This window comes from Streptomyces cellostaticus (assembly GCF_023630175.1).
GTDB lineage: Bacteria > Actinomycetota > Actinomycetes > Streptomycetales > Streptomycetaceae > Streptomyces > Streptomyces cellostaticus_A.
In genome coordinates this window covers 66,318-87,867 of record NZ_JALLIN010000004.1, presented here as the reverse complement: position 1 = coordinate 87,867, position 21,550 = coordinate 66,318, and the positions used below count along the sequence as shown (strand labels likewise).

Here is a 21,550-nt window from a genome sequence, read left to right as displayed (position 1 = left end):
GGATCCGGGCGCCCGTTCACGGCGCGTTACCCGGCGTCGCGAGCCGGCCGTCGGGTCAGCGCCCGCCGGGGCGGCCGGCGGTGCGCAGGGCGTGCAGCGCGTCCACCCGGTTCGTGGTGATCGAGTCGACGCCCAGGTCGAGCAGCCGGCGCAGCGAGCGACGGGTGTCCGGGGTCCACACGGACAGCAGGTGGCCGCCCCGGCGGACGTGGGCCGCCAGATCCCGGTCGACCAGGGAGAAGCGGTAGTTGAGCCAGCGGGGGCGCACCGCGTCCAGCAGCGCGGGCCGGGGCGGGGCGAGCGTCGTCCAGGTCAGGGCGATCTCGGCGGCCGGATCGGCGGCCCGCACCGCCAGCATGGCCTCGGCGCCCGCGCAGTAGTACACCCGGTCCCCGGCGCCGCTCTGCCGGACGACGTCCATGACGGCCCGTACGGTGCGGCGGTCGACCCGGCCGCACAGGTCCACCATCACCCGGCTGCCGTCCGTCGCGGCCAGCGCCCGCTCCAGCGTCGGCACCCCGCCCGCCGTGAGCCCGTTCAGCTCGGCGGCCGACAGCGAGCGCAGCGGCCGCCGGTGCCCCCACAGCCGGTCCAGCGTCTCGTCGTGCAGCAGGACGGGAACGCCGTCGCGGGTGAGCCGTACGTCGATCTCGACCGCGTCCGCGCCCAGGCCGGGCGCGCAGCGCAGCGAGTCGAGGGTGTTCTCGCGGAAACGGTAGGGGGCGCCGCGGTGGGCCACGGCGGTCACGGTCTGCATGACCCCCATTGTGGCGGGGCCCCCGGTTGCCGTGCCCGGTGCCCCGTCAGCCGGGGCTCGCCCCGGCGCGACGGGCAGGCCTCGACCGGCCCGCGCCGAAGGCCGTCCCGCGATCCCCGGCGGGCGCACGACGACGGCCACGGCACCTCGCCGCGTCGTCGGATCGTCCGCGTACGCCCGGTACGAGGACGACCCTCCGCCTTGCGGCGCACCGCGTCCGACGCGCTTCGCCGATCCACCGGGGATCACGGGACAGCTCTCAGGGGGCGAGCCAGGCGTCGGTGTAGGCGTCGATCTCCGCCGCGATGCGCGCCTTGCCCGCAGTGTCCAGGAAGGACGCCTCGACGGCGTTCTTCGCCAGCCCGGCCAGGCCCCGCTCGTCCAGCTCGAGGAGGCGCGCGGCCACCGCGTACTCGTTGTTGAGGTCCGTGCCGAACATCGGCGGGTCGTCGGAGTTGACCGTGACCAGCACGCCGGCCCGGACGAACTCCTTGATCGGGTGCTCGTCCAGGGAGGCGACCGCGCGGGTGGCGATGTTGGAGGTCGGGCAGACCTCCAGCGCGATGCGGTGCTCGGCGAGGTGGGCGAGCAGGCGGGGATCCCGTGCGGAGCTGGTGCCGTGCCCGATGCGCTCGGCGCGCAGCTCGGTCAGCGCGTCCCACACCGTCTCCGGGCCGGTCGTCTCGCCGGCGTGCGGGACGGAGTGCAGGCCCGCGGCGATGGCCTGGTCGAAGTACGGCTTGAACTGCGGGCGCGGCACGCCGACCTCGGGGCCGCCGAGCCCGAACGACACCAGGCCCTCCGGGCGGACCCGTTCGTCGGTGGCCATCCGGGCGGTCTCCTCGGCGGACAGCAGACCGGCCTCGCCCGGGATGTCGAAGCACCAGCGGAGCATGGTCCCGAACTCGGCCTCGGCCGCCTTGCGGGCGTCCTCTATCGCGGACATGAAGGCCGTCTCCTCGATGCCGCGCCGGGTCGAGGAGAACGGGGTGATGGTCAGCTCCGCGTAGCGCACCTGCTGCCGGGCCAGGTCGCGGGCCACCTCGAAGGTCAGCAGCCGGACGTCCTCCGGGGTGCGGATGAGGTCCACCACGGACAGGTACACCTGGATGAAGTGCGCGAAGTCCGTGAACGTGAAGTAGTCGGCCAGGGCCTCGGGGTCGGTGGGGACCGTGGAGTCCGGGTGGCGGGCGGCCAGCTCGGAGACGATGCGCGGGGAGGCGGAGCCGACGTGGTGGACGTGCAGTTCGGCCTTGGGCAGTCCGGCGATGAAGGCGTGCAGATCGCGCTCGGGCGGGCCGGCGGCGGGTACCGGGCTGGATGCGGCGCTGCGGTCGGTCAAGGGTTCCTCCCCGGAACGGCGCCCGCGGACCGAGATCCGTGGTCCGGGCGCGGGTGATCGGCTGATCGGTGGGTCGGGGGTCATCGTAGGCGGGGCCGGCGGCGGCTCCCGCGCTGCCCCGGGGCGGCGGCGACCCGCCGCGGGGCCGCGGAACCGACGCTTTACCATGGCCTGACCATCGATGGAGGGGCGGGGACGTGGCGGACCAGGGACAGCAGGGCGCAGGCGGAGGCGCGGGCGGGGGCTTCGACCCGTGGGCGCCGCCCGAGAGCAAGCCTTCGCTGGAGAAGGGCCCGCAGCCCGGCGCGCCCGGGCAGCAGCCCCCGGCGCAGGACCAGCCGCCCGGTCAGGCCCCGCAGCCCCCGGCCGCCGGTCCGCAGCAGCCTCCGGCGCCGCAGCCGTCCGTGCACGACCAGGCCACCATGATCTCCGCGCCGGGCCCCGGCTTCGGAGCGCCCGCGGGCTACGGTCCGCCCGTGCCGCCGCCACCGGCCCAGGGCTGGACCGAGTCCGCCATGCCGCCCCCGCCCGCCGCGCCCGGCGGCCCGGGCCCCGCCGCTCCCGGCGGGTACGGCTACCCCGCCTACCCGCAGCAGGGCTACGGGTGGCCCGGCATGCCGATGGGCCCGCAGAACGGCATGGGTACCGCGGCGATGGTGCTGGGCATCCTGTCCATCTGCCTGTTCTGCATCTACGGCGTGGTGTCCATCGTGCTCGGCGTGATCGCGGTGGTGCTCGGCGTCAAGGGCAAGAAGCGGGTCGAGCGGGGCGAGGCCACCAACCACGGCCAGGCTCAGGCCGGTTTCATAACGGGCATCATCGGCACCATCATCGGGCTCGCCGCGCTCGCGTTCATCGTCTTCGCCATCGTGATGGCCGTCAACGAGGACAGGAAGCACGACAGCGAGTACGACGACCCCTACTACAACTCCGCTCCCCAGGTGCCGGCGCCCGTGCCGACCCGGGCCTGAACCCGACCCAAGCCTGAACCCGGCCTGGACCCGGCCCGGCCCGGCCCGGCCTAGACCCGGCCCGGCCTAGACCCGGCCCGGCCTGGACCCGGCCCGGCCTGGACCCGGCCCGGCCTGGACCCGGCCCGGCCTGGACCCGGCCCGGCCTGGACCCGGCTCGGCCTGAACCCGACCCGGCCTGAACCCGGTCCGGGTGCCCCGGCGGGGGCACCCGGGGCTCAGCGCGCCGACGCGGCCAGCCGCTCGCGTGCCTGCATCAGCGCGAACCCCAGCAGGTTCGGCCCCCGCCAGCGCTCGGGATCCGACGCCGCCTCGTCGCCGGCCGCAAGACCGATGCCCCACACCCGGTCCACGGGGCTCGCCTCCACCAGGACCCGGTCGCCGGTGGCGCGCAGGAACGCACCCGGGCCGGGGTGCGCGGCGAACTTGTGCACGCTGCCCTCGACCACGATCCGGAAGCGCTCCCGCGCCCATATCGCCTCGTCGAAACCCCGGACCAGCCGCCCCGCCCTCTTGGCCTCGGCGGGATGTCCCGCCGCCAGCACCCGGCGCTCCGCCTCCGCGTCCCCGAACAGTCGCGCCTTCCGGGCCATCATCCAGTGCTCGGCCGTCGCGTAGCCGACGCCCTCCACCACGAAGGGCGACGGCCACCACTGGCTCAGGCAGCTCGCGCCGATCCGGCCGTCCGGGAGCGGCCGGTGGCCCCAGAAGTGCAGGTACTTGATCCGGGTACCCGCCCGGACCTCCCTGATCAGGGCCTCCACCCCGTCGATCCCCATGCCCGCGATTGTGGCACGCACCACCGACGCCCGTCCGGGCCGCGCCGCGGAGCAGCATGTCGAGCGGAGCCCGTGCCGACTCGACACCTGGTCGACAGATTCCGTTGCTTAACCAAAAGGCAACAACGGAATCACTTGTTGGAGTGCACTTGCTCTGTCAGGATCGGCACTCAAATCGAGCTGGAGCTACGCCACCCGCCCTCAGGGTCGGGACGAACGGCGGAGGAGAGCGACATGCACAACCCGGGCAGCACCGCCATCCCGGAACGATTTCCCGCCCAGGAGCGCCTCGCGGACGGCGCGCAGTTCATCGCCGGCCGGCTGACGAAGGGCACCTCGGGCCGCGTTCACACCGTGGTCGACCCGGCCACCGGCGAGGAGGTGTACACCTACGACCTGGCCGGCGCCGACGATGTCGACGCGGCCGTCGCAGCGGCGCGCGAGGCCTTCCCGGGCTGGGCCGGCGCCACCCCCGGTGAGCGCTCCGACGCCCTGCACCGGTTCGCCGCCGTGCTCGCGGAGCGCGCCGAGGAGTTCGCCCGCGCGGAGTCCCTGCAGTGCGGGAAGCCGCTGAAGCTCACCCGCGAGTTCGACGTGCCGGGCACCGTCGACAACACCGCCTTCTTCGCCGGTGCCGCCCGTCACCTCCAGGGGCAGGCGGCCGCTGAGTACTCCGGTGACCACACGTCGTACGTCCGGCGCGAGCCGATCGGCGTCGTCGGATCGATCGCGCCCTGGAACTACCCGTTGCAGATGGCCGCCTGGAAGATCCTCCCGGCCGTCGCCGCCGGCAACACCATCGTGCTCAAGCCCGCCGAGACGACCCCGCTCACCTCGCTGCTGTTCGCCCTGGCCGCCAAGGACGCGGGCATCCCGGACGGTGTGATCAACATCGTCACCGGGACCGGCAGGGAGGCGGGAGAGCACCTTGTCGGGCACCCCGACGTGGCCATGACCTCCTTCACCGGGTCCACCGCCGTCGGCAGGCGGGTCGCCGAGATCGCCACCGCCACCGTCAAGCGCCTCCACCTGGAGCTGGGCGGCAAGGCGCCCTTCGTCGTCTTCGACGACGCGGACCTGGAGGCGGCCGCCAACGGAGCCGTCGCCGCCGCGCTCATCAACACCGGCCAGGACTGCACGGCCGCCACGCGCGCGTACGTGCAGCGACCGCTGTACGAGGCGTTCGTGGAGCGTACGGCCGCGCTGATGGAGACCGTGCGGCTCGGCGATCCCTTCGCGCCGGGCACCGACCTCGGGCCGCTCGTCTCGCACGCCCAGCGCGACCGGGTCGCCGGTTTCGTGGACCGGGCGCGCGGTTACGCGCGCGTGGTGACCGGCGGCGAGGCGCCGCAGGGGGACCTGGGCCGGGGCGCCTACTACCGGCCCACCCTGGTCACCGGCGCGGCCCAGGACAGCGAGATCGTCCAGTCCGAGATCTTCGGCCCGGTGCTGGTGGTCCTGCCGTTCGACAGTGATGATGAAGGCATCCGGCTGGCCAACGACACCCCGTACGGCCTGGCCGCCTCCGCCTGGACCGGTGGTGTCTACCGCGCCGGGCGGGCCACCCGTGAGATCAAGGCGGGCTGTGTGTGGATCAACGACCACATCCCGATCATCAGCGAGATGCCGCACGGCGGCTACAAGGCCTCCGGCTTCGGCAAGGACATGTCCGCGTACTCGTTCGAGGAGTACACGCAGGTCAAACACGTAATGTTCGACAACACCGCGGTCGCCGGGAAGGACTGGCACCGCACCGTGTTCGGGGACCGCCAGCAATGACCGGCCGCAGACCAGACCGACCCCATCGAAAGGGCACCACGCGCATGGAGCAGTACGAGCCCGACCGCCTCACCCCGGTCCAAGCGGCCGCGATGCGGCGCAGTCTGCGCAACGGCAGGGCCGCGATGACCCGCCGATCGCTGCTGCGCGCCTCCGCGGGCGGCGCGCTCACGGTCGGCGGTCTCGGCGCACTGACCGGCTGCGGCATCCCCGCGGCCGGCAAGACCCAGGGCGGTACGTCCGCCCAGGACCACTCGGCGCAGGAGAAGGTCGTGAACTTCTCCAACTGGACCGAGTACATCGACGTCGACGACAGCGGAAAGCACCACCCCACGCTCGAGACGTTCCGCAGGCGGACCGGCATCACGGTCAAGTACACCGAGGACATCAACGACAACAACGAGTTCTTCGGCAAGATCAAGCCGCAGCTCGCCGCGGGTCAGGCCACCGGCCGCGACCTGATGGTCCTCACCGACTGGCTGGCCGCCCGGGTGATCCGCCTGGGCTGGGTCCAGAAGCTGGACCCGTCCAACCTGCGGCACGCCTACACCAACCTGTCGTCGCAGTTCCGCGATCCCGACTGGGACCCCGGCCGCGCCTACTCGTACCCCTGGCAGGGCATCCCGACGGTCATCGCCTACAACAAGAAGGCGCTCGACGGCGTCGAGGTGAGGTCGGTCTCCGACCTGCTCGACAACCCGAAGCTCAAGGGCCGTGTCTCCTTCCTCTCCGAGATGCGCGACAGCATCGGCATGACGCTGCTCGACATGGGCAAGGATCCGGCGAAGTTCACCGACGACGACTTCGACGCGGTCGTGGCCCGGCTGCAGAAGGCGGTGGACAAGGGCCAGATCCGCCGCTTCACCGGCAACGACTACACCTCGGACCTGACCAAGGGCGACATCGCCGCCTGCGTGGCCTGGGCCGGTGACGTGGTCCAGCTCAAGGCGGACAGCCCGGACGTCGACTTCGTCATCCCGGACAGCGGCTACATGACGTCGACCGACAACCTGCTGGTGCCCAACAAGGCGCGTCACAAGACGAACGCCGAGCGGCTGATCGACTTCTACTACGAGCCGGAGCAGGCCGCCGAGCTCGCCGCGTACATCAACTACGCGACTCCCGTCGACGGTGTGAAGCCCTACCTGGCGAAGATCGACAAGGACGCGGCGAACAACCCGCTGATCGTCCCCGACAAGGCCATGCAGGCCAGGTCGCACTCCTTCCGCTCGCTGAGCCAGAAGGAAGAGACGGCCTACGAAGAGAAGTTCGCGAAGCTCACAGGGGCGTGACGACCATGACGACAGACAACAGCGGCGACGTCCGCCTCTCCGGTATCAGCAAGACCTACGACAACGGCTTCACCGCCGTGCACCCGCTCGACCTGACCGTCCCGCAGGGCTCCTTCTTCGCCCTGCTCGGTGCCTCCGGCTGCGGCAAGACGACCACCCTGCGCATGATCGCCGGCCTGGAGGAACCCTCCACCGGCACCGTGCACCTCGGCGACCAGGACGTCACCCTTCTGCCGCCCTACAAGCGCCCGGTGAACACGGTCTTCCAGTCCTACGCCCTCTTCCCGCACCTCGACATCTTCGAGAACGTCGCCTTCGGCCTGCGCCGGCGCGGCATCAAGAGCGTGAAGAAGCAGGTGGAGGAGATGCTGGAGCTGGTCCAGCTCGGCGAGCAGGCGCGCAAGAAACCGCACCAGCTCTCCGGCGGCCAGCAGCAGCGGGTCGCGGTGGCCCGCGCGCTGATCAACCATCCGAAGGTGCTCCTCCTCGACGAGCCCCTCGGCGCGCTCGACCTCAAGCTGCGCCGTCAGATGCAGCTCGAGCTCAAGCGCATCCAGACCGAGGTCGGCATCACCTTCGTGCACGTCACCCACGACCAGGAGGAGGCCATGACGATGGCCGACACGGTCGCGGTGATGAACGCCGGCCGGGTCGAGCAGCTCGGCGCACCCAGCGACCTGTACGAGAACCCGCGCACGACCTTCGTGGCGAACTTCCTCGGCACCTCCAACCTCATCGAGGCCGAGGTCGGCACCGGGAACGGGGACGACCTCGTGCTCAAGGCCGGCGGCGGCAAGCTGATACTGCCCCGGGCGCGGTGCTCCGCCCCGGCGACCGCCGGCGGCAAGGTGCTGGTCGGCATCCGTCCCGAGAAGATCGCCCTCACCCACGCCGACGACGCCGGCACCATCCCCGAGGGCCGCAACCGCCTCACCGGCCGGATCGCCGACGCCAGTTTCATCGGCGTCTCCACGCAGTACGTCATCGACAGCCCCGTCTGCGACGAACTGGCGGTCTACGTCCAGAACGTCGAGCGCGACGGCCGGCTGGTCCCCGGCGCCGAGGTCGTCCTGCACTGGAGCCCGGCGCACACCTTCGGCCTGGACGCCACCCAGGACATCGACGCAGGTGTGGAGACCGTCGAGGAAGAGGCCGCCTGACCATGTCGACGCTCCAGGAGGCGCCACCGCCCCTCGCCACCGCCGAACCCGCGAAGAAGTCCCCGCGCGGGCGCGGCCGGCTCACCCCGTACTGGCTGCTGCTGCCCGGCCTGCTGTGGCTGGTCGTGTTCTTCGCGCTGCCGATGATCTACCAGGCCTCGACGTCCGTGCAGACGGGCTCCCTGGAGGACGGCTACAAGGTCACCTGGCACTTCGCCACCTACTGGGACGCCCTGGTCGAGTACTGGCCGCAGTTCCTGCGCTCGGTCCTCTACGCGGCCGCCGCGACCGTGCTGTGCCTGCTGCTGGGGTACCCGCTGGCCTACCTCATCGCCTTCCGGGCGGGCCGCTGGCGCAACCTGATCATGGTGCTGGTGATCGCGCCGTTCTTCACCAGCTTCCTGATCCGCACCCTGGCCTGGAAGACGATCCTCGCCGACAGCGGCCCGGTCGTGCACGCGCTGAACTCGCTGCACGTCCTGGACCTGACCAGCTGGATCGGCTGGACGTCCGGCGACCGCGTGCTCGCCACCCCGCTGGCGGTGGTGTGCGGTCTCACGTACAACTTCCTGCCCTTCATGATCCTTCCGCTGTACACGTCGCTGGAGCGGATCGACGGGCGCCTGCACGAGGCGGCCGGCGACCTGTACGCGAAGCCGTCGACCACCTTCCGCAAGGTGACCTTCCCGCTGTCGATGCCGGGCGTGGTCTCCGGCACGCTGCTCACCTTCATCCCCGCGGCCGGTGACTACGTCAACGCCGAACTCCTCGGCTCCACCGACACCCGCATGATCGGAAACGTCATCCAGACCCAGTTCCTGCGGATCCTGGACTATCCGACCGCCGCGGCGCTGTCCTTCATCCTCATGGCCGCGATCCTGCTCATGGTCACGGTCTACATCCGCCGGTCCGGGACGGAGGATCTGGTCTAAATGCCCTTCGTCACCTGGCTCAAGCGCCATCTCGTAGTCATCGCCGGGCTGTTCACGCTCGCCTATCTGCTGCTGCCGAACATCGTCGTCACCGTGTTCTCCTTCAACAAACCGAAGGGGCGCTTCAACTACCAGTGGCAGCAGTTCTCCACGGACGCGTGGAAGGACCCCTGCGGCGTCGCCGACATGTGCGGCTCGCTGTCCCTCAGCCTGCAGATAGCCTTCTGGGCGACGGTCGGGGCCACCCTCCTCGGCACCATGATCGCCTTCGCCCTGGTCCGCTACCGCTTCCGCGCGCGGTCCGCCGTGAACTCGCTGATCTTCCTGCCGATGGCCATGCCCGAGGTCGTCATGGCGGCCTCGCTGCTCACCCTGTTCCTCAACATGGGCGCCCGGCTCGGCTTCTGGACGATCCTGATCGCGCACATCATGTTCTGCCTCAGCTTCGTCGTCGTCGCCGTGAAGGCGCGCGTGATGTCGATGGATCCGCGCCTGGAGGAGGCGGCCCGGGACCTGTACGCGGGGCCGGTGCAGACGTTCCTGCGGGTGACCCTGCCGATCGCGGCCCCCGGCATCGCGGCGGGAGCGCTGCTGTCGTTCGCGCTCTCCTTCGACGACTTCATCATCACCAACTTCAACGCCGGTTCGACCGTCACCTTCCCCATGTTCGTGTGGGGTTCGGCGCAACGTGGAACGCCGGTGCAGATCAACGTCATCGGCACGGCCATGTTCCTCGTCGCCGTGCTGTTCGTCCTGGTCTCGATGCTCATCACCAACCGCCGTAACAGCCAGAAGGCGTAGCAGCCCCGTAGGGAGTTGAAATCATGGCCCCGAGCGCCATGAGTCGTGGCAAGGACAACTGGATCGCCGCCCTCTCCGAGGCCCAGCCGGTCCCGTACTGGCTGGAGGACCCGGGCAAGCCCCACCCGGAGCCCGCGCTCACCGGCACCGAGACCTGTGACCTGCTGGTCGTCGGCGGCGGGTACAGCGGGCTGTGGACCGCGCTCAACGCGAAGGAGCGCGATCCGCGGCGGGACGTGGTCCTGCTGGAGGGCCGTGAGGTGGGCTGGGCCGCCTCCGGCCGCAACGGCGGCTTCTGCGCCGCGTCCCTCACCCACGGCCTGCCCAACGGCCTGACCCGCTGGCCGGACGAGATCCACCGGCTGGAGGAACTGGGCCGGCGCAACCTCGACGGCATCGAGGCCGCCGTCGCCCGGTACGGCATCGACTGCGACTTCGAGCGCACCGGTGAGATCGACGTGGCCACCGAGACCTACCAGGCCCGGGAACTGCGCGACTGGCACCGGGAACTGGAGGCCAAGGGCCTCGCCGACGGCATCGAGTTCCTGGACGCCGACGCGGTGCGCGGGCAGGTCGACTCGCCCACCTTCGAGGCGGGCCTGTGGGACCGCAGGGGTGTGGCCATGCTGCACCCGGCCAAGCTGGCCTGGGGCCTGAAGCGGGCGTGCATCGAGCTCGGGGTGCGCGTCTACGAGCACACGCCCGCGCTCACCCTGAGGCAGTACGGCGCCGGCATGGCCGTGCGCACCCCGTACGGCTCGGTCCGCGCCCGCGGGGTCGCGCTCGGCACGAACGTCTTCCCGAGCCTGCTGCGGCGCGTGCGCTCCTACACCGTCCCGGTGTACGACTACGCGCTGATGACCGAGCCGCTGAGCGCCGGCCAACTGGACTCCATCGGCTGGAAGAACCGCCAGGGCCTCGGTGACTCGGCGAACCAGTTCCACTACTTCCGGCTGTCCGCCGACAACCGGATCCTGTGGGGCGGCTACGACGCGGTCCACCACTACGGCGGCCGGGTGCGCGCCGAGTACGACGACCGCCCCGAGACCTACGCGAAGCTCGCCGGGCACTTCTTCACGTGCTTCCCCCAGTTGGAGGGCGTCCGCTTCACGCACGCCTGGGGCGGCGCCATCGACACGTGCTCGCGCTTCTCCGCGTTCTTCGGCACCGCGCACCAGGGAAGGGTGGCGTACGCGGCGGGCTACACCGGCCTCGGTGTCGGAGCCACCCGCTTCGGCGCCGACGTGATGCTGGACCTGCTGGACGGGGAGCGCACCGAACGGACCGAGCTGGAGATGGTGCGCCGCAAGCCGCTGCCCTTCCCGCCGGAGCCCTTCGCCTGGACCGGGATCGCCCTGACCAAGTGGTCGCTGGCCCGCGCGGACGCGCACGGCGGCCGGCGCAACCTGTGGCTGCGCACGATGGACCGGCTGGGCCTCGGCTTCGACAGCTGAACCTGGTACCGGGTGACCCGGCTCACTCGAAAGAGGGGCGGCAACCCGCGTAATGCACCCCGGACGACCTCCTTCTTCCTTCTGGACGCGCTCGCGTCCAGAAGGAAGAAGGAGGTCCTCTTGATGAGTGCGGCCAAGACGGCGATCGAATGGCTGGTGGCCGTGGCGCCGGATCCCGAGGCCTGCCGCTGGGCCTGGGAGCGCAATCCGCTCGGGGTCACGCTGCTGCCCGCCGGCCGGGTCTGGGACGTGCTGATCCTGCCGGGGGAACTGGGGTATCCCACCCTCGACGTGCTCACCCGGGTCCTCGACCGGCCCGGGCCGGTGCTCGTCGACTTCGGCGACAGCCGGGTCGGCTTCTTCGTGCCGCCCGGCACCGCGGCCCGCTGGCTGGGCACCGGCATCCGTACCGCCGGATCCGGCACCTGGATCGTGGTGCCGTACCCGGGCCGGGCGACCCGGACCGTGCGCTGGCTGGTGCCGCCCGACGGCTCGGGGACGCTGACCGACCCCGCGCTGCTGGAACTGGCGATGCACGAGGCGGCGGCGGAGCTGGCCCGGGGCGGGGGAGGAGCGGACGGCGGCCCGGGAACCTGACGACAGGATCGGTCCGGACCGGGTCGAGGGCGCTCCGCCCCTCCGACTCGCCACGCCTTGGGGGCTCTCGTGGACCGCGTCGGACGCGACGAACCGAGGTCGCCGAGGCCGCCGGCTGCCTCACGAAGAGGACGGACTGCGGTTCGTAGGCGACTCACGGGACCCGGCCCGCCCTGCGGGGTCCGACGGCGTGGCCGGTGAACCGGGACCGCTACGCGAACCGGGAGTGCCGGAGAAGCTTCGACGCGTACTTCGGCCGAGCACGGCACGGGGTACGAGGAACAGGGTGGTCAGCAGCACGGTGCTCAGGCACCAGCTCGCCACCACGTCCAGCGGCCAGTGCCAGCCCCGCCGGACCAGACCGTAGGAGACGCCGAGCACGAGGACCGCGCAGCCGCCGGCGAGGACCCGGCGGGCGGCAGGGGTGCGGAGCCAGGGAAGCAGCAGCAGGGTCGCGGAGCCGTACGCGATCGCCGCCGTGGCCGTGTGGCCGGACGGGTAGTAGCCCGTCCCCGGGGGCACCACGGGTGTTCCCGGGCGGGCGGTCCACTCCTTCAGCGGGACCACGATCGCCGGGACCAGCGCCATCAGGGCGGCCGCGACGGCCGGCCGCAGCCACCACAGGTCCGTGCCCGCGGCGCGGCCGCGCCAGGCGACGTACCCGGCGACCAGGAGCAGCACGGGGAGAGCGACCTCGACGTTGCCGAGGTCGGAGAGGCCTGAGGAGAACCGGTCCGGGTGCACCAGGGCCTGGCTGAGCCGTTCGTCCACACCCGTCAGCGGACCGCCGGCGACCACCTGCCAGGTGATCACCGCGAAGAGGAGGACAAGAAGGAGAAGGAACAGCCCCAGGAACACAGCCATGAGGGACAGACTGGCAGGTTTCGGCAGGGAAGGAGGTCGGCCGCCCAGGAACAGGGGGGGGTGGTTCCGGGGCGGCCGTCCGGACCGGAACGTCGCTCGCCCCGGGGGGTTTGGGGCGGCGACCGTCCGATCGGTGAGGAGATCCCGGAGCCGTCAGGCCCCGGTTGTGTGCGCGAGGGCACGACCAGGTCGAAGCTGGGGAGGCCCCGGCCTGAGATCGCCCACAGTCCCCTGTGGGCGGGGTGTATCTCTCATCTGGGTAGAACCTACGGCAGGCCGGAGCGCTTGGGCAGACGGAAACGCGTCCCGCCATCCACCCCGCACACCTTCTTCACACGGCCTGCCGCAGGAACGGTTCACAGGTGCGACGAAGTCGCTCAGATGCGCGAGAAGGCCTGCTCGATGATGTCGAGGCCCTCGTTCAGCAGGTCCTCGCCGATCACCAGCGGCGGCAGGAAGCGCAGCACGTTGCCGTAGGTGCCGCAGGTCAGCACCAGCAGGCCCTCGGCGTGGCAGGCCTTGGCGAGCGCCGCGGTCGCCTCCGGGTTCGGCTCCTTGCCGGCGCGGTCCTTGACCAGCTCGATGGCGATCATCGCGCCGCGGCCGCGGACCTCGCCGATGATGTCGAACTTCTCGGCCATGGCACCCAGGCGCGCCTTCATGACCGCCTCGATGTTCCGCGCCCGGGCGTTGAGGTCCTGCTCCTTCATCGTCTCGATGGCGCCGAGCGCGCCGGCGCAGGCCACCGGGTTGCCGCCGTAGGTGCCGCCGAGGCCGCCCGCGTGCGCGGCGTCCATGATCTCGGCGCGTCCGGTGACGGCGGCCAGCGGCAGACCGCCGGCGATGCCCTTGGCGGTGGTGATCAGGTCGGGGACGATGCCCTCGTCCTCGCAGGCGAACCACTGGCCGGTACGGCAGAAGCCGGACTGGATCTCGTCCGCGACGAAGACGATGCCGTTGTCGGCGGCGAACTGGCGGATCGCGGGCAGGAAGCCCTTGGCCGGCTCGATGAAGCCGCCCTCGCCGAGCAGCGGCTCGATGATGATCGCGGCCACGTTGTCCGGGCCGACCTGCTTGGTGATCTGGTCGATGGCCTGCTTGGCGGCCTCGGGGCCGGCGTTCTCCGGGCCGGTCGGCCAGCGGTAGCCGTAGGCGACCGGGACGCGGTAGACCTCGGGGGCGAACGGGCCGAAGCCGTGCTTGTACGGCATGTTCTTCGCGGTCAGCGCCATGGTCAGGTTCGTGCGGCCGTGGTAGCCGTGGTCGAACACGACGACCGCCTGGCGCTTGGTGTGGGCACGCGCGATCTTGACGGCGTTCTCGACCGCCTCGGCGCCGGAGTTGAACAGCGCCGACTTCTTGGCGTGGTCGCCCGGGGTCAGCTCGGCGAGGGCCTCGGCCACCGCCACGTAGCCCTCGTAGGGGGTCACCATGAAGCAGGTGTGGGTGAAGTCGGCGAGCTGGGCGCCCGCGCGCCGCACGACGGCCTCGGCGGAGGCGCCGACCGAGGTCACGGCGATGCCGGAGCCGAAGTCGATCAGGCGGTTGCCGTCGACGTCCTCGATGATGCCGCCGCCGGCGCGGGCGACGAAGACCGGCAGCGTGGAGCCCACGCCCTGCGCGACCACGGCGGTGCGGCGGGCCTGCAGCTCCTGCGACTTCGGGCCGGGGATGGCGGTGGCGAGGCGGCGCTCCTGCGGAAGTGCGGTCATGGGGGCTCCCTGTGATCTTGCGTACCGGGTGTTCCCGGGGGTTTCGGACGGTGCGTTTTTCGGACGCTTGTCTCCTTCTTCGCAGGCTAGGGCCGGGAAAGGTGGGTGGGCATGCTCCATGTGGGCGTTGTCGGGGCGGCCCGTTGTCCGTGGTGGACATAGCAGTGGGTGACGGGCGCACTGGGACCGGCCGTCCGCCCGGGCGCGTAAGCGGTGAACTCCCCTTCCCGGGGCATTAGATTGGCTCGCTGACGGTGGACGGAACGGCAGGTCGGGGGGAAAGGGCCATGGACAGCGACGGGACGCGGGACGCGCGCGCCGCGCATGCGAATCCGGTGCCGCGCCCGGCGGTGCCCCCGGAGGGCGCCGCCCTGCCGCCCATGCCCCCGGTTCCGCCGGGCGCGCCCCCGCGGCCGGACGGATCGGCCTTCCTCGCCTGGCTGCGGGCGTCCAGGCCGCAGGCGGCGCCCGGCGTGTGGCGGTTCGGGCACCGGCCGCGGCCCGAGCAGGAACCCGAGCCGATCCCCGCCCGGCAACTGCTGAGCGGCGCGCTGATCGCGTTCCTGGTGGGCTGGCTGGTGTGGTCCCTGTTGTGGAACGGCTACCTCGGCGGCTGGTGGGTGCTGCCGCTCGAGCTGTTCACCCCGGACTCCTGGCGCCAGGGCAACAGCCGCCTCGGCAACGCCGTCCTCTGGTACTCGTACTACACGCTCATCGCCCTCGTCATCATGGTCGTCGTCGGCCGGCTCGGCCGCTGGGGCGAGGTCTGGCGGCGCTACGGCCCGCCCGCCTGGCGTCCGGCCGCGCCCCTGACCCCACCGCCCCCCGCGCCCGAGCAGGACCCCGCCGAGTGGCCGCAGCTCCGGGCCTCCGGCGCGCACGAGGCCGCCGCGCGGCTGGCCGCCGACGCACGGGCCGGGCTGATGCGGGACGTCGACCACGCCCGGATCAGCCGGGCCTGGCAAGGCGTGCGGTCCGGCGCGCACGGCCTCGCCGCCTTCACCGGGGCCGTGCTCAGGGACGGCGCAGCCGCCTGCCCGCACCCCTCCGGCGAGCGTGACCTGCCCGCCCGGCAGGCCCGGCACGACCTGGTCACGGGGCAGGTGCGGCTCGGCACCACCGCCGACGACCCGCGCAACCCCTACCAGTACCGGGGCGCCGGACTCGCCCTCGGACCCGAGCTGCTCGGCACCTCCCTGCTCGCCGTCGGCCCGGCCGGCTCCGGCAAGACGGGCTCCGTGATCCGGCCGCTCGCCGAGTCGCTGTGCCTGCACGCGCTCGCCGGGCAGGCCGCGCTCGTGGTCGTCGGCGCCGCCGGCGCCGGTCTCGGGCCGGCCGAGTCCTACGACGTCGTCGTGCGGGTCGGGCACCCCGACTCCGTCTACGACCTCGACCTGTACGGCGGCACCACCGACCCGGACGAGGCCGCCGCCATACTGGCCGAGGCCCTCGTCGGTGACCTCGCGGACCCGCACCCGGGCAGCGACACCCGCCGCTCCACCACCGTCCTCGGCCAGCTCCTCGGCCCCTTCCGGGCCGTCCACGGACGCTTCCCCTCGGTCCCCGAGCTGCGCCAGCTCCTCGACGGCACCCCCGGCCCGCTGGCCGCCCTGCGCAAGGCGCTCACCGACAGCGGGCATGCCTCGCTGCTGCGCGAACTGGACGCCCGCGAGCGGCAGATGGCCCACCCCGGCGATGTCGGGGCGGTGCTCGCCGACCGGGTCGCCCTGCTCGACCGGCCCGCCTTCGCCGCGTTCTTCGACACCTCCGGGGAGTCCCGGCCGTTCTCGCTGCAGGCCCTCGACCACCCCGTGCGGGTCCGCATCGACCTGCCGCAGCGCGGCCACGCCGACGCCTCCCGGATCCTGGCCCGCCTGGTGCTCGCCCAGTTCACGGCGGGTGTGACGGCGCGGGAGGACCGGTCGCTCTTCGCCTGCCTGCTGCTGGACGACGCCTCCGGCGTGGTCACGCCCGAGGCGGTCCGCGGTATCCAGCGGCTGCGGTCGGCGGGCGCGGGTGCCGTGCTGACGCTGCGCACCCTGGACGACGTGCCCCGGCCGCTGCGCGGCCCGCTGCTCGGCTCCACCGGATGCCGGATGGCGCTGTCCGGGCTCACCCCCTGGGACGGGCAGGACTTCGCCGAGGTGTGGGGCAAGGAGTGGACCGAGACCAGGGACGTCACCGACCGGCAGATCATCGCCGAGACCCCGGCCGGCAAGGCCGTGCACATGCTGCGCCGGGTCATCACCGGGCAGGCGCCCACCGCCCGGGCCGTCACCGTCCGCCAGGTGGAGCGCGAGCGCTGGTCCGCCTCCGAGCTGGCGCACGGGGTACCGCCCGGGCACGCGGTGCTGTCGCTGACGACCGTGCGGGGTGAGCACGCGCCGCCGCTGCTGGTGGACCTGCGGGGCTGAGGCCTGCCGAACGGCCACCGGCGGACCGTACGGTGCGGCAGAATCGGCATAGGCTGTTCATACGTGGCGGCCAAATGACCCCGATCCGGCCGTCACCGCAACGCCGTCCTGTCCGACCGGTGCACCACGACCTGAAGGCCTCATGCCCCCGACCCTCGCCTCGCTCGTCCACCACTCCGCGCTCAAGCTGACCGTGCGCGCGGGCGAGGACCGCCTGGACGTGCCCGTGCGGTGGGCACACGTGAGCGAGCTGGCCGACCCCGTCCCCTACATGGAGGGCGGTGAGCTGCTGCTGATCACCGCCCTCAAGCTGGACGCGGAGGACCCGCAGGCCATGCGCCGGTACGTGCGCCGGCTGGCCGGCGCGGGCGTGGTGGGGCTGGGCTTCGCGGTCGGCGTCAACTACGAGGAGATCCCCGCGGCCCTCGTCGACGCCGCCGAGGAGGAGGGGCTGCCGCTGCTGGAGGTGCCCCGCCGCACACCCTTCCTCGCCATCAGCAAGGCCGTCTCCGCCGCGATCGCCGCCGACCAGTACCGGGCCGTCACGGCCGGCTTCGCCGCCCAGCGCGAGCTGACCCGGCAGGCGCTGAGCGCGGGCCCCGAGGGACTGCTCGCCGCGCTCGCCGGGCAGATCGACGGCTGGGCGGCGCTGTACGACGCCTCGGGCGCCGTCGTCGCCGCCGCGCCCGAGTGGGCGGGCCGCCGCGCCGCCCGGCTCACCACCGAGGTGGAGCGGTTGCGGGAACGGCCCGCTCCGGCGTCGTCGGTGGTGGGCGGACCGGAGAACGAGGACCGGGTGGAGCTGCACTCCCTGGGGACGGGGAAGCGTCCGCGGGACGCGCTCGCCGTCGGGACGGCCGCCGCGCTGGGCACCGCCGAGCGCTACGCCCTGCACTCCGCGATCGCGCTGCTCACCCTCACCACCGAGCGCTCCCGTTCGCTGCGCGCGGCCGAACAGCGGATCGGAGCGGCCGTGCTGCGCATGCTCCTCGCCGGCGAGCCCGACCACGCCCGGGCGGTCGCCGGGGACCTGTACGGCGGGCTGCTCGACGCACCGTTCCGGATGGTCGTCGCCGAGTCGGTGTCCGGCGGTGACCCACTGGGCACGCTCGCGGAGACGGTCGAGGCCGCGGCGGCGCGCTCCGGCGAGGCGGTGCTGGTGGTTCCGGAGGGGGAGCGGCTGGTGGTGCTGGTCGCCGACGGGGGCGCGGCGGTGGCCGCGTGCACCGGGTACGCGTCGGCGCTGGAGGGCGCGCGGGCCGTGCCCGAGCCGGGGGCGACGCAGGAGGACGACCTGGTCGTCGGCCTTTCGGCGCCGGCCGGCCCGACCGCGGCGGCCGCCGCCTACAAGCAGGCCGAGCAGGCGCTCTCGGTGGCCCGGCGGCGCGGTCGGATGCTCGTCGAGCACGACCAACTGGCCGTGGGCTCGGTACTGCCGCTGCTGGCCGACGACGCGGTGCGGGCCTTCGCCGACGGGCTGCTGCGGCCCCTGTACGAGCATGACGCCACGGGCCGCGGGGACCTGGTCGCCTCGCTGCGTGCCTGGCTGTCCCGGCACGGCCAGTGGGACGCGGCGGCGGCTGACCTGGGCGTCCACCGGCACACACTGCGGTACCGGATGCGGCGCGTCGAGGAGATCCTGGGCCGCAGCCTGGACGACCCCGACGTCCGCATGGAGCTGTGGCTGGCCCTGAAGGCCACGTCGACCCAGTGACCGGCCCCACCGCGCCAAATGGGCGCACCCCGCTCCGCTACTGCTACGACTCGGACAAGCGACCCCCGCCCGCCCCCGCCCTACCGTGGACCACGAACCGAACGCACACCCACAACGCGGAAGGGCCGGGACGACTCACATGACTTCCACCCACGCCTTCTGGCTCGCCGGCCGCCAGGCCGCCGGCGAGGACACCTTCGACGTCACCTCCCCGTGGGACGGCCGTCTCGTCGGCAAGGTCAGCGTGCCGACCGAGGCCCAGGTCGAGGAGGCCGTGGCCGCCGCGTACGCCGTCCGCGAGGACTTCGCCGCCACCCCGGCCCATGTCCGCGCCGCCGCCCTCGACCACGTCAGCAGGCGTCTGGTCGAGCGCACCGAGGAGATCGCCCAGCTGATCTCCGCCGAGAACGGCAAGCCGATCAAGTGGGCCCGGGGCGAGGTCGGCCGTGCCGTCTCCGTCTTCCGGTTCGCCGCCGAGGAGGCCCGCCGCTTCAACGGCGGCGAGGCCCAGCGCCTGGACACCGACGCCGGCGGCCAGGGCCGGCTGGCGCTGACCCGCCGCTTCCCCAAGGGCGTCGTCCTCGGCATCGCGCCGTTCAACTTCCCGCTGAACCTGTGCGCCCACAAGATCGCCCCGGCCATCGCCGCCGGCGCCCCGATCATCCTCAAGCCGGCCCCGGCCACGCCGCTGTCCGGCCTCATCATCGGTGACCTGCTCGCCGAGACCGAACTGCCCGCCGGTTCCTGGTCGATCCTGCCGGTCGCCAACGACCGCATGCCGGCCCTGGTCCAGGACGAGCGCCTGCCGGTGATCTCCTTCACCGGTTCGGAGAAGGTCGGCTACGCGATCATGGACTCGGTGCCGCGCAAGCACTGCACCCTGGAGCTGGGCGGCAACGGCGCGGCCGTCGTGCTCGGCGACTTCGCGAGCGACGAGGACCTGGACTGGGCCGCGACCCGCATCGCGACCTTCTCCAACTACCAGGGCGGCCAGTCCTGCATCTCCGTGCAGCGGGTCGTCGCGGACGCCTCCGTGTACGACCGTCTGCTGCCGCGCGTCGTCGCCGCCGTCGAGGCCCAGGTCACCGGTGACCCGAGCGACGCGAAGACCGATGTCGGTCCGCTGGTCAGCGAGGACGCCGCCAAGCGCGTCGAGTCCTGGGTGGACGAGGCCGTCGCCGCCGGGGCGAAGCTCCTCACGGGCGGCCGCCGCGACGGCGCCTCCTACGCGCCGACCGTCCTCACCGAGGTGCCCGCCGACACCACGATCTCCTGCGAGGAGGTCTTCGGTCCGGTCCTCACGGTGCAGAAGGTGGACGGCGAGGCCGAGGCCTTCGCCGCCGTCAACAGCTCCAAGTACGGCCTCCAGGCGGGTGTGTTCACGCACGACCTGCAGGTCGCCTTCCGCGCCCACCGCGCCCTCGAGGTCGGCGGCGTCGTGATCGGCGACGTGCCGTCGTACCGCGCCGACCAGATGCCGTACGGCGGCGCCAAGCAGTCCGGTGTGGGCCGCGAGGGCGTGCGGTTCGCGATGGACGACTACACCTACGAGCGGGTGCTGGTCCTCACCGGCCTCGCGCTCTGACCGACCTGGGACGGACAGGTCGGCCAGACGGCCGGAGCCCACTGTGCGGGGGCTCCGGCCGTTCTGCCGCCCGTCGGGACCCAGCAGGCCACGCCGTCCCCCCCCCCAGGCGGCCACCGACCTGCCGAGCCCGAATCCATGCGGTCTGCGATTATCGCGTACCGGCCATTTTCGGGGCATTTAAGGGTTTCAGTCGTTTGTGCGGAGCGGAGACCGCACGACTGTGGCGCACAGCACAATCCCGGATTGCCACGGAGAGTTGCTGCCAAAAAGGGTGCATAACGGGGTTTCGAGGAAAAATCGCGAGCGCACGGATCGGCTGATCACTCTTTGCGCTCCCGCCCCGACCGCCGCGGACCGTATCCGTTGGCCGCGGGGAATCCCGGTGACTAGAGTCATGGTGCATTTGTGCAGTCGACCACGCACAACAATCAAATCCTGGGGGATATATGTCTTCGCTTGGCAAGAACTTGATGCGCCTCGGCGTCGCGGCTTCGGCCGTCGCGGCCATGGGTGTCGCAGTACCCAGCACGCCGGCGGCCGCCGCATCCGCGACCGTGTGCGGCAGCGGCTACGAGTTCGCCGACGCCAAGGCCCTGCCCAGCGCCAGCAAGCGCTATGCGACGCTCTTCTTCTACATGAAGGGCGACAGTGCCTGCGCGATTCTCGACAACAACACGGGTGGCGCGGCCAACTACATGGATCTGCGGATCTGGCCGGGCGACAACAAGGCGGCTGGTGACCGGGACCACGGCACCTTCTCGCAATACGCGGGCCCCGTGTACAGCAGCACCCAGGCGGTCGGCGGACGCTGTGTCGGCATCTCCGCGCTCATGAAGAACGAGGCCGGTACGTCGAACCTCGTCAACTGGTCGGGCGGATACGTCTTCTACGTCGGCAGCAGCTCGTCCGAGTGCGCCTGAGCGGCAGCAGCCACCGCGCGGCGCGCCGAACGCAACGGGTGCTCCGGCGGTTTCGTTGAATCAGCGGGCGGGCCGGCGGAAGCCTCCCACGACACGGGGTCCGGTCAACTGGATGGGGCCCCGGTCCTCGCGTAGCGGGTGACGATGCCGCGCCACGGCCTCAAAGGGGCCATGCGCCTCCTGCGCCTCCCGACGGTGTCGCGCTGCTCGTACGCCTCCCGATCGACGGGAGGCGTACTGCCGTCGGCCTGTCCGCGCCCGATCCGGCTCGCCCGCCGCCCTGCCCGGTCCGGGATGGCCGAGCCCGTGGACCCGGGCACCGTCCTCGGCCCCGTCGACACCGCGACGTCCCCACGCACCGCAGGCTCCGCTCTGCCCGGCCCGGCGAGTCGCGGCGAGTCGCGGCGCGGAGCAGCAACAGACCGGGCCCGGTCTCCCACGGGCCTCTCGCCGGAGGCCGACCGAGGTGCTCCA

At 72.3% G+C, this 21,550-nt stretch carries 16 protein-coding genes and 1 pseudogene; 12 read left to right on the top strand and 5 right to left on the bottom strand.

Annotation, left to right across the window (positions count from 1 at the left end; all coding sequences use genetic code 11):
• Positions 1–55 precede the first annotated feature (55 nt).
• Together MXD57_RS03655 and MXD57_RS03650 are read right to left on the bottom strand one after the other, a co-directional pair.
• Positions 56–757, bottom strand: coding sequence for a glycerophosphodiester phosphodiesterase (locus tag MXD57_RS03655; RefSeq protein WP_250399805.1), 702 nt, complete (start codon positions 755–757; stop codon positions 56–58).
• A 259-nt stretch (positions 758–1,016) separates the two neighbouring features.
• A pseudogene (locus MXD57_RS03650) lies at positions 1,017–2,157 on the bottom strand (adenosine deaminase).
• A gap of 139 nt (positions 2,158–2,296) precedes the next feature.
• On the opposite strand from MXD57_RS03650, the gene MXD57_RS03645 reads away from it, so the two are divergent.
• Positions 2,297–3,070, top strand: a complete 774-nt coding sequence (locus tag MXD57_RS03645) for a DUF4190 domain-containing protein (RefSeq protein WP_250399803.1) — start codon at positions 2,297–2,299, stop codon at positions 3,068–3,070.
• A gap of 218 nt (positions 3,071–3,288) precedes the next feature.
• Here the strand turns inward: MXD57_RS03645 and MXD57_RS03640 are convergent, their stop codons facing one another.
• Complete coding sequence (locus MXD57_RS03640) at positions 3,289–3,849, bottom strand: NADAR family protein (RefSeq protein ID WP_250399802.1); 561 nt, start codon at positions 3,847–3,849, stop codon at positions 3,289–3,291.
• Positions 3,850–4,083: 234 nt separating this feature from the next.
• Between MXD57_RS03640 and MXD57_RS03635 the strand changes: the two genes are divergently transcribed.
• The 7 genes from MXD57_RS03635 (at position 4,084) to MXD57_RS03605 (ending at position 11,864) form a co-directional block, all read left to right on the top strand.
• Entirely contained in the window at positions 4,084–5,628 is a 1,545-nt protein-coding gene (locus tag MXD57_RS03635; RefSeq protein ID WP_250399801.1) for a gamma-aminobutyraldehyde dehydrogenase, read from the top strand.
• Between the two features lie 44 nt (positions 5,629–5,672).
• Positions 5,673–6,920: an ABC transporter substrate-binding protein gene (locus MXD57_RS03630; protein ID WP_250399800.1), complete on the top strand. Its 1,248-nt coding sequence runs from the start codon at positions 5,673–5,675 to the stop codon at positions 6,918–6,920.
• Positions 6,917–8,080: an ABC transporter ATP-binding protein gene (locus MXD57_RS03625; RefSeq protein WP_250399799.1), complete on the top strand. Its 1,164-nt coding sequence runs from the start codon at positions 6,917–6,919 to the stop codon at positions 8,078–8,080. The genes MXD57_RS03630 and MXD57_RS03625 overlap by 4 nt, the downstream gene beginning before the upstream one ends.
• Before the next feature lie 2 nt (positions 8,081–8,082).
• Positions 8,083–9,012: an ABC transporter permease gene (locus MXD57_RS03620; RefSeq protein ID WP_250399798.1), complete on the top strand. Its 930-nt coding sequence runs from the start codon at positions 8,083–8,085 to the stop codon at positions 9,010–9,012.
• A complete protein-coding gene (locus MXD57_RS03615; protein WP_250399797.1) occupies positions 9,013–9,813 on the top strand; it encodes an ABC transporter permease in 801 nt (266 codons plus the stop codon).
• A gap of 23 nt (positions 9,814–9,836) precedes the next feature.
• The gene (locus tag MXD57_RS03610; protein ID WP_250399796.1) at positions 9,837–11,267 is read left to right on the top strand and encodes an NAD(P)/FAD-dependent oxidoreductase; all 1,431 of its coding nucleotides are present in this window, start codon (positions 9,837–9,839) and stop codon (positions 11,265–11,267) included.
• 123 nt (positions 11,268–11,390) lie between these two features.
• Positions 11,391–11,864 (top strand): bifunctional DNA primase/polymerase, encoded by a 474-nt coding sequence (locus MXD57_RS03605; protein WP_250399795.1) that lies wholly within the window; start codon positions 11,391–11,393, stop codon positions 11,862–11,864.
• 120 nt (positions 11,865–11,984) lie between these two features.
• Here MXD57_RS03605 and MXD57_RS03600 read toward each other — a convergent pair whose 3' ends face one another.
• A complete protein-coding gene (locus tag MXD57_RS03600; protein WP_250399794.1) occupies positions 11,985–12,728 on the bottom strand; it encodes a phosphatase PAP2 family protein in 744 nt (247 codons plus the stop codon).
• Between the two features lie 377 nt (positions 12,729–13,105).
• Complete coding sequence (gabT, locus tag MXD57_RS03595) at positions 13,106–14,440, bottom strand: 4-aminobutyrate--2-oxoglutarate transaminase (protein WP_250399793.1); 1,335 nt, start codon at positions 14,438–14,440, stop codon at positions 13,106–13,108.
• Between the two features lie 287 nt (positions 14,441–14,727).
• Between gabT and MXD57_RS03590 the strand changes: the two genes are divergently transcribed.
• From MXD57_RS03590 to MXD57_RS03575, 4 genes are all read left to right on the top strand, one after another.
• On the top strand, positions 14,728–16,854 hold the full coding sequence (locus tag MXD57_RS03590) for an ATP-binding protein (protein WP_250399792.1): 2,127 nt from the start codon (positions 14,728–14,730) through the stop codon (positions 16,852–16,854).
• A gap of 142 nt (positions 16,855–16,996) precedes the next feature.
• Positions 16,997–18,568 (top strand): PucR family transcriptional regulator, encoded by a 1,572-nt coding sequence (locus MXD57_RS03585; protein WP_250399791.1) that lies wholly within the window; start codon positions 16,997–16,999, stop codon positions 18,566–18,568.
• Positions 18,569–18,707: 139 nt separating this feature from the next.
• Positions 18,708–20,153: an aldehyde dehydrogenase family protein gene (locus MXD57_RS03580; protein ID WP_250399790.1), complete on the top strand. Its 1,446-nt coding sequence runs from the start codon at positions 18,708–18,710 to the stop codon at positions 20,151–20,153.
• Positions 20,154–20,602: 449 nt separating this feature from the next.
• Complete coding sequence (locus MXD57_RS03575; RefSeq protein WP_250399789.1) at positions 20,603–21,076, top strand: hypothetical protein; 474 nt, start codon at positions 20,603–20,605, stop codon at positions 21,074–21,076.
• Positions 21,077–21,550: the final 474 nt, after the last annotated feature.

Coding starts and splice junctions, on each gene's coding strand:
- MXD57_RS03655 (WP_250399805.1), bottom strand. CDS start 757: ATGCAGACCGTGACCGCCGTGGCCCACCGCGGCGCCCCCTACCGTTTC.
- MXD57_RS03640 (WP_250399802.1), bottom strand. CDS start 3,849: ATGGGGATCGACGGGGTGGAGGCCCTGATCAGGGAGGTCCGGGCGGGT.
- MXD57_RS03635 (WP_250399801.1), top strand. CDS start 4,084: ATGCACAACCCGGGCAGCACCGCCATCCCGGAACGATTTCCCGCCCAG.
- MXD57_RS03630 (WP_250399800.1), top strand. CDS start 5,673: ATGGAGCAGTACGAGCCCGACCGCCTCACCCCGGTCCAAGCGGCCGCG.
- MXD57_RS03620 (WP_250399798.1), top strand. CDS start 8,083: ATGTCGACGCTCCAGGAGGCGCCACCGCCCCTCGCCACCGCCGAACCC.
- MXD57_RS03615 (WP_250399797.1), top strand. CDS start 9,013: ATGCCCTTCGTCACCTGGCTCAAGCGCCATCTCGTAGTCATCGCCGGG.
- MXD57_RS03610 (WP_250399796.1), top strand. CDS start 9,837: ATGGCCCCGAGCGCCATGAGTCGTGGCAAGGACAACTGGATCGCCGCC.
- MXD57_RS03605 (WP_250399795.1), top strand. CDS start 11,391: ATGAGTGCGGCCAAGACGGCGATCGAATGGCTGGTGGCCGTGGCGCCG.
- MXD57_RS03600 (WP_250399794.1), bottom strand. CDS start 12,728: ATGGCTGTGTTCCTGGGGCTGTTCCTTCTCCTTCTTGTCCTCCTCTTC.
- gabT (WP_250399793.1), bottom strand. CDS start 14,440: ATGACCGCACTTCCGCAGGAGCGCCGCCTCGCCACCGCCATCCCCGGC.
- MXD57_RS03590 (WP_250399792.1), top strand. CDS start 14,728: ATGGACAGCGACGGGACGCGGGACGCGCGCGCCGCGCATGCGAATCCG.
- MXD57_RS03585 (WP_250399791.1), top strand. CDS start 16,997: ATGCCCCCGACCCTCGCCTCGCTCGTCCACCACTCCGCGCTCAAGCTG.
- MXD57_RS03580 (WP_250399790.1), top strand. CDS start 18,708: ATGACTTCCACCCACGCCTTCTGGCTCGCCGGCCGCCAGGCCGCCGGC.
- MXD57_RS03575 (WP_250399789.1), top strand. CDS start 20,603: ATGTCTTCGCTTGGCAAGAACTTGATGCGCCTCGGCGTCGCGGCTTCG.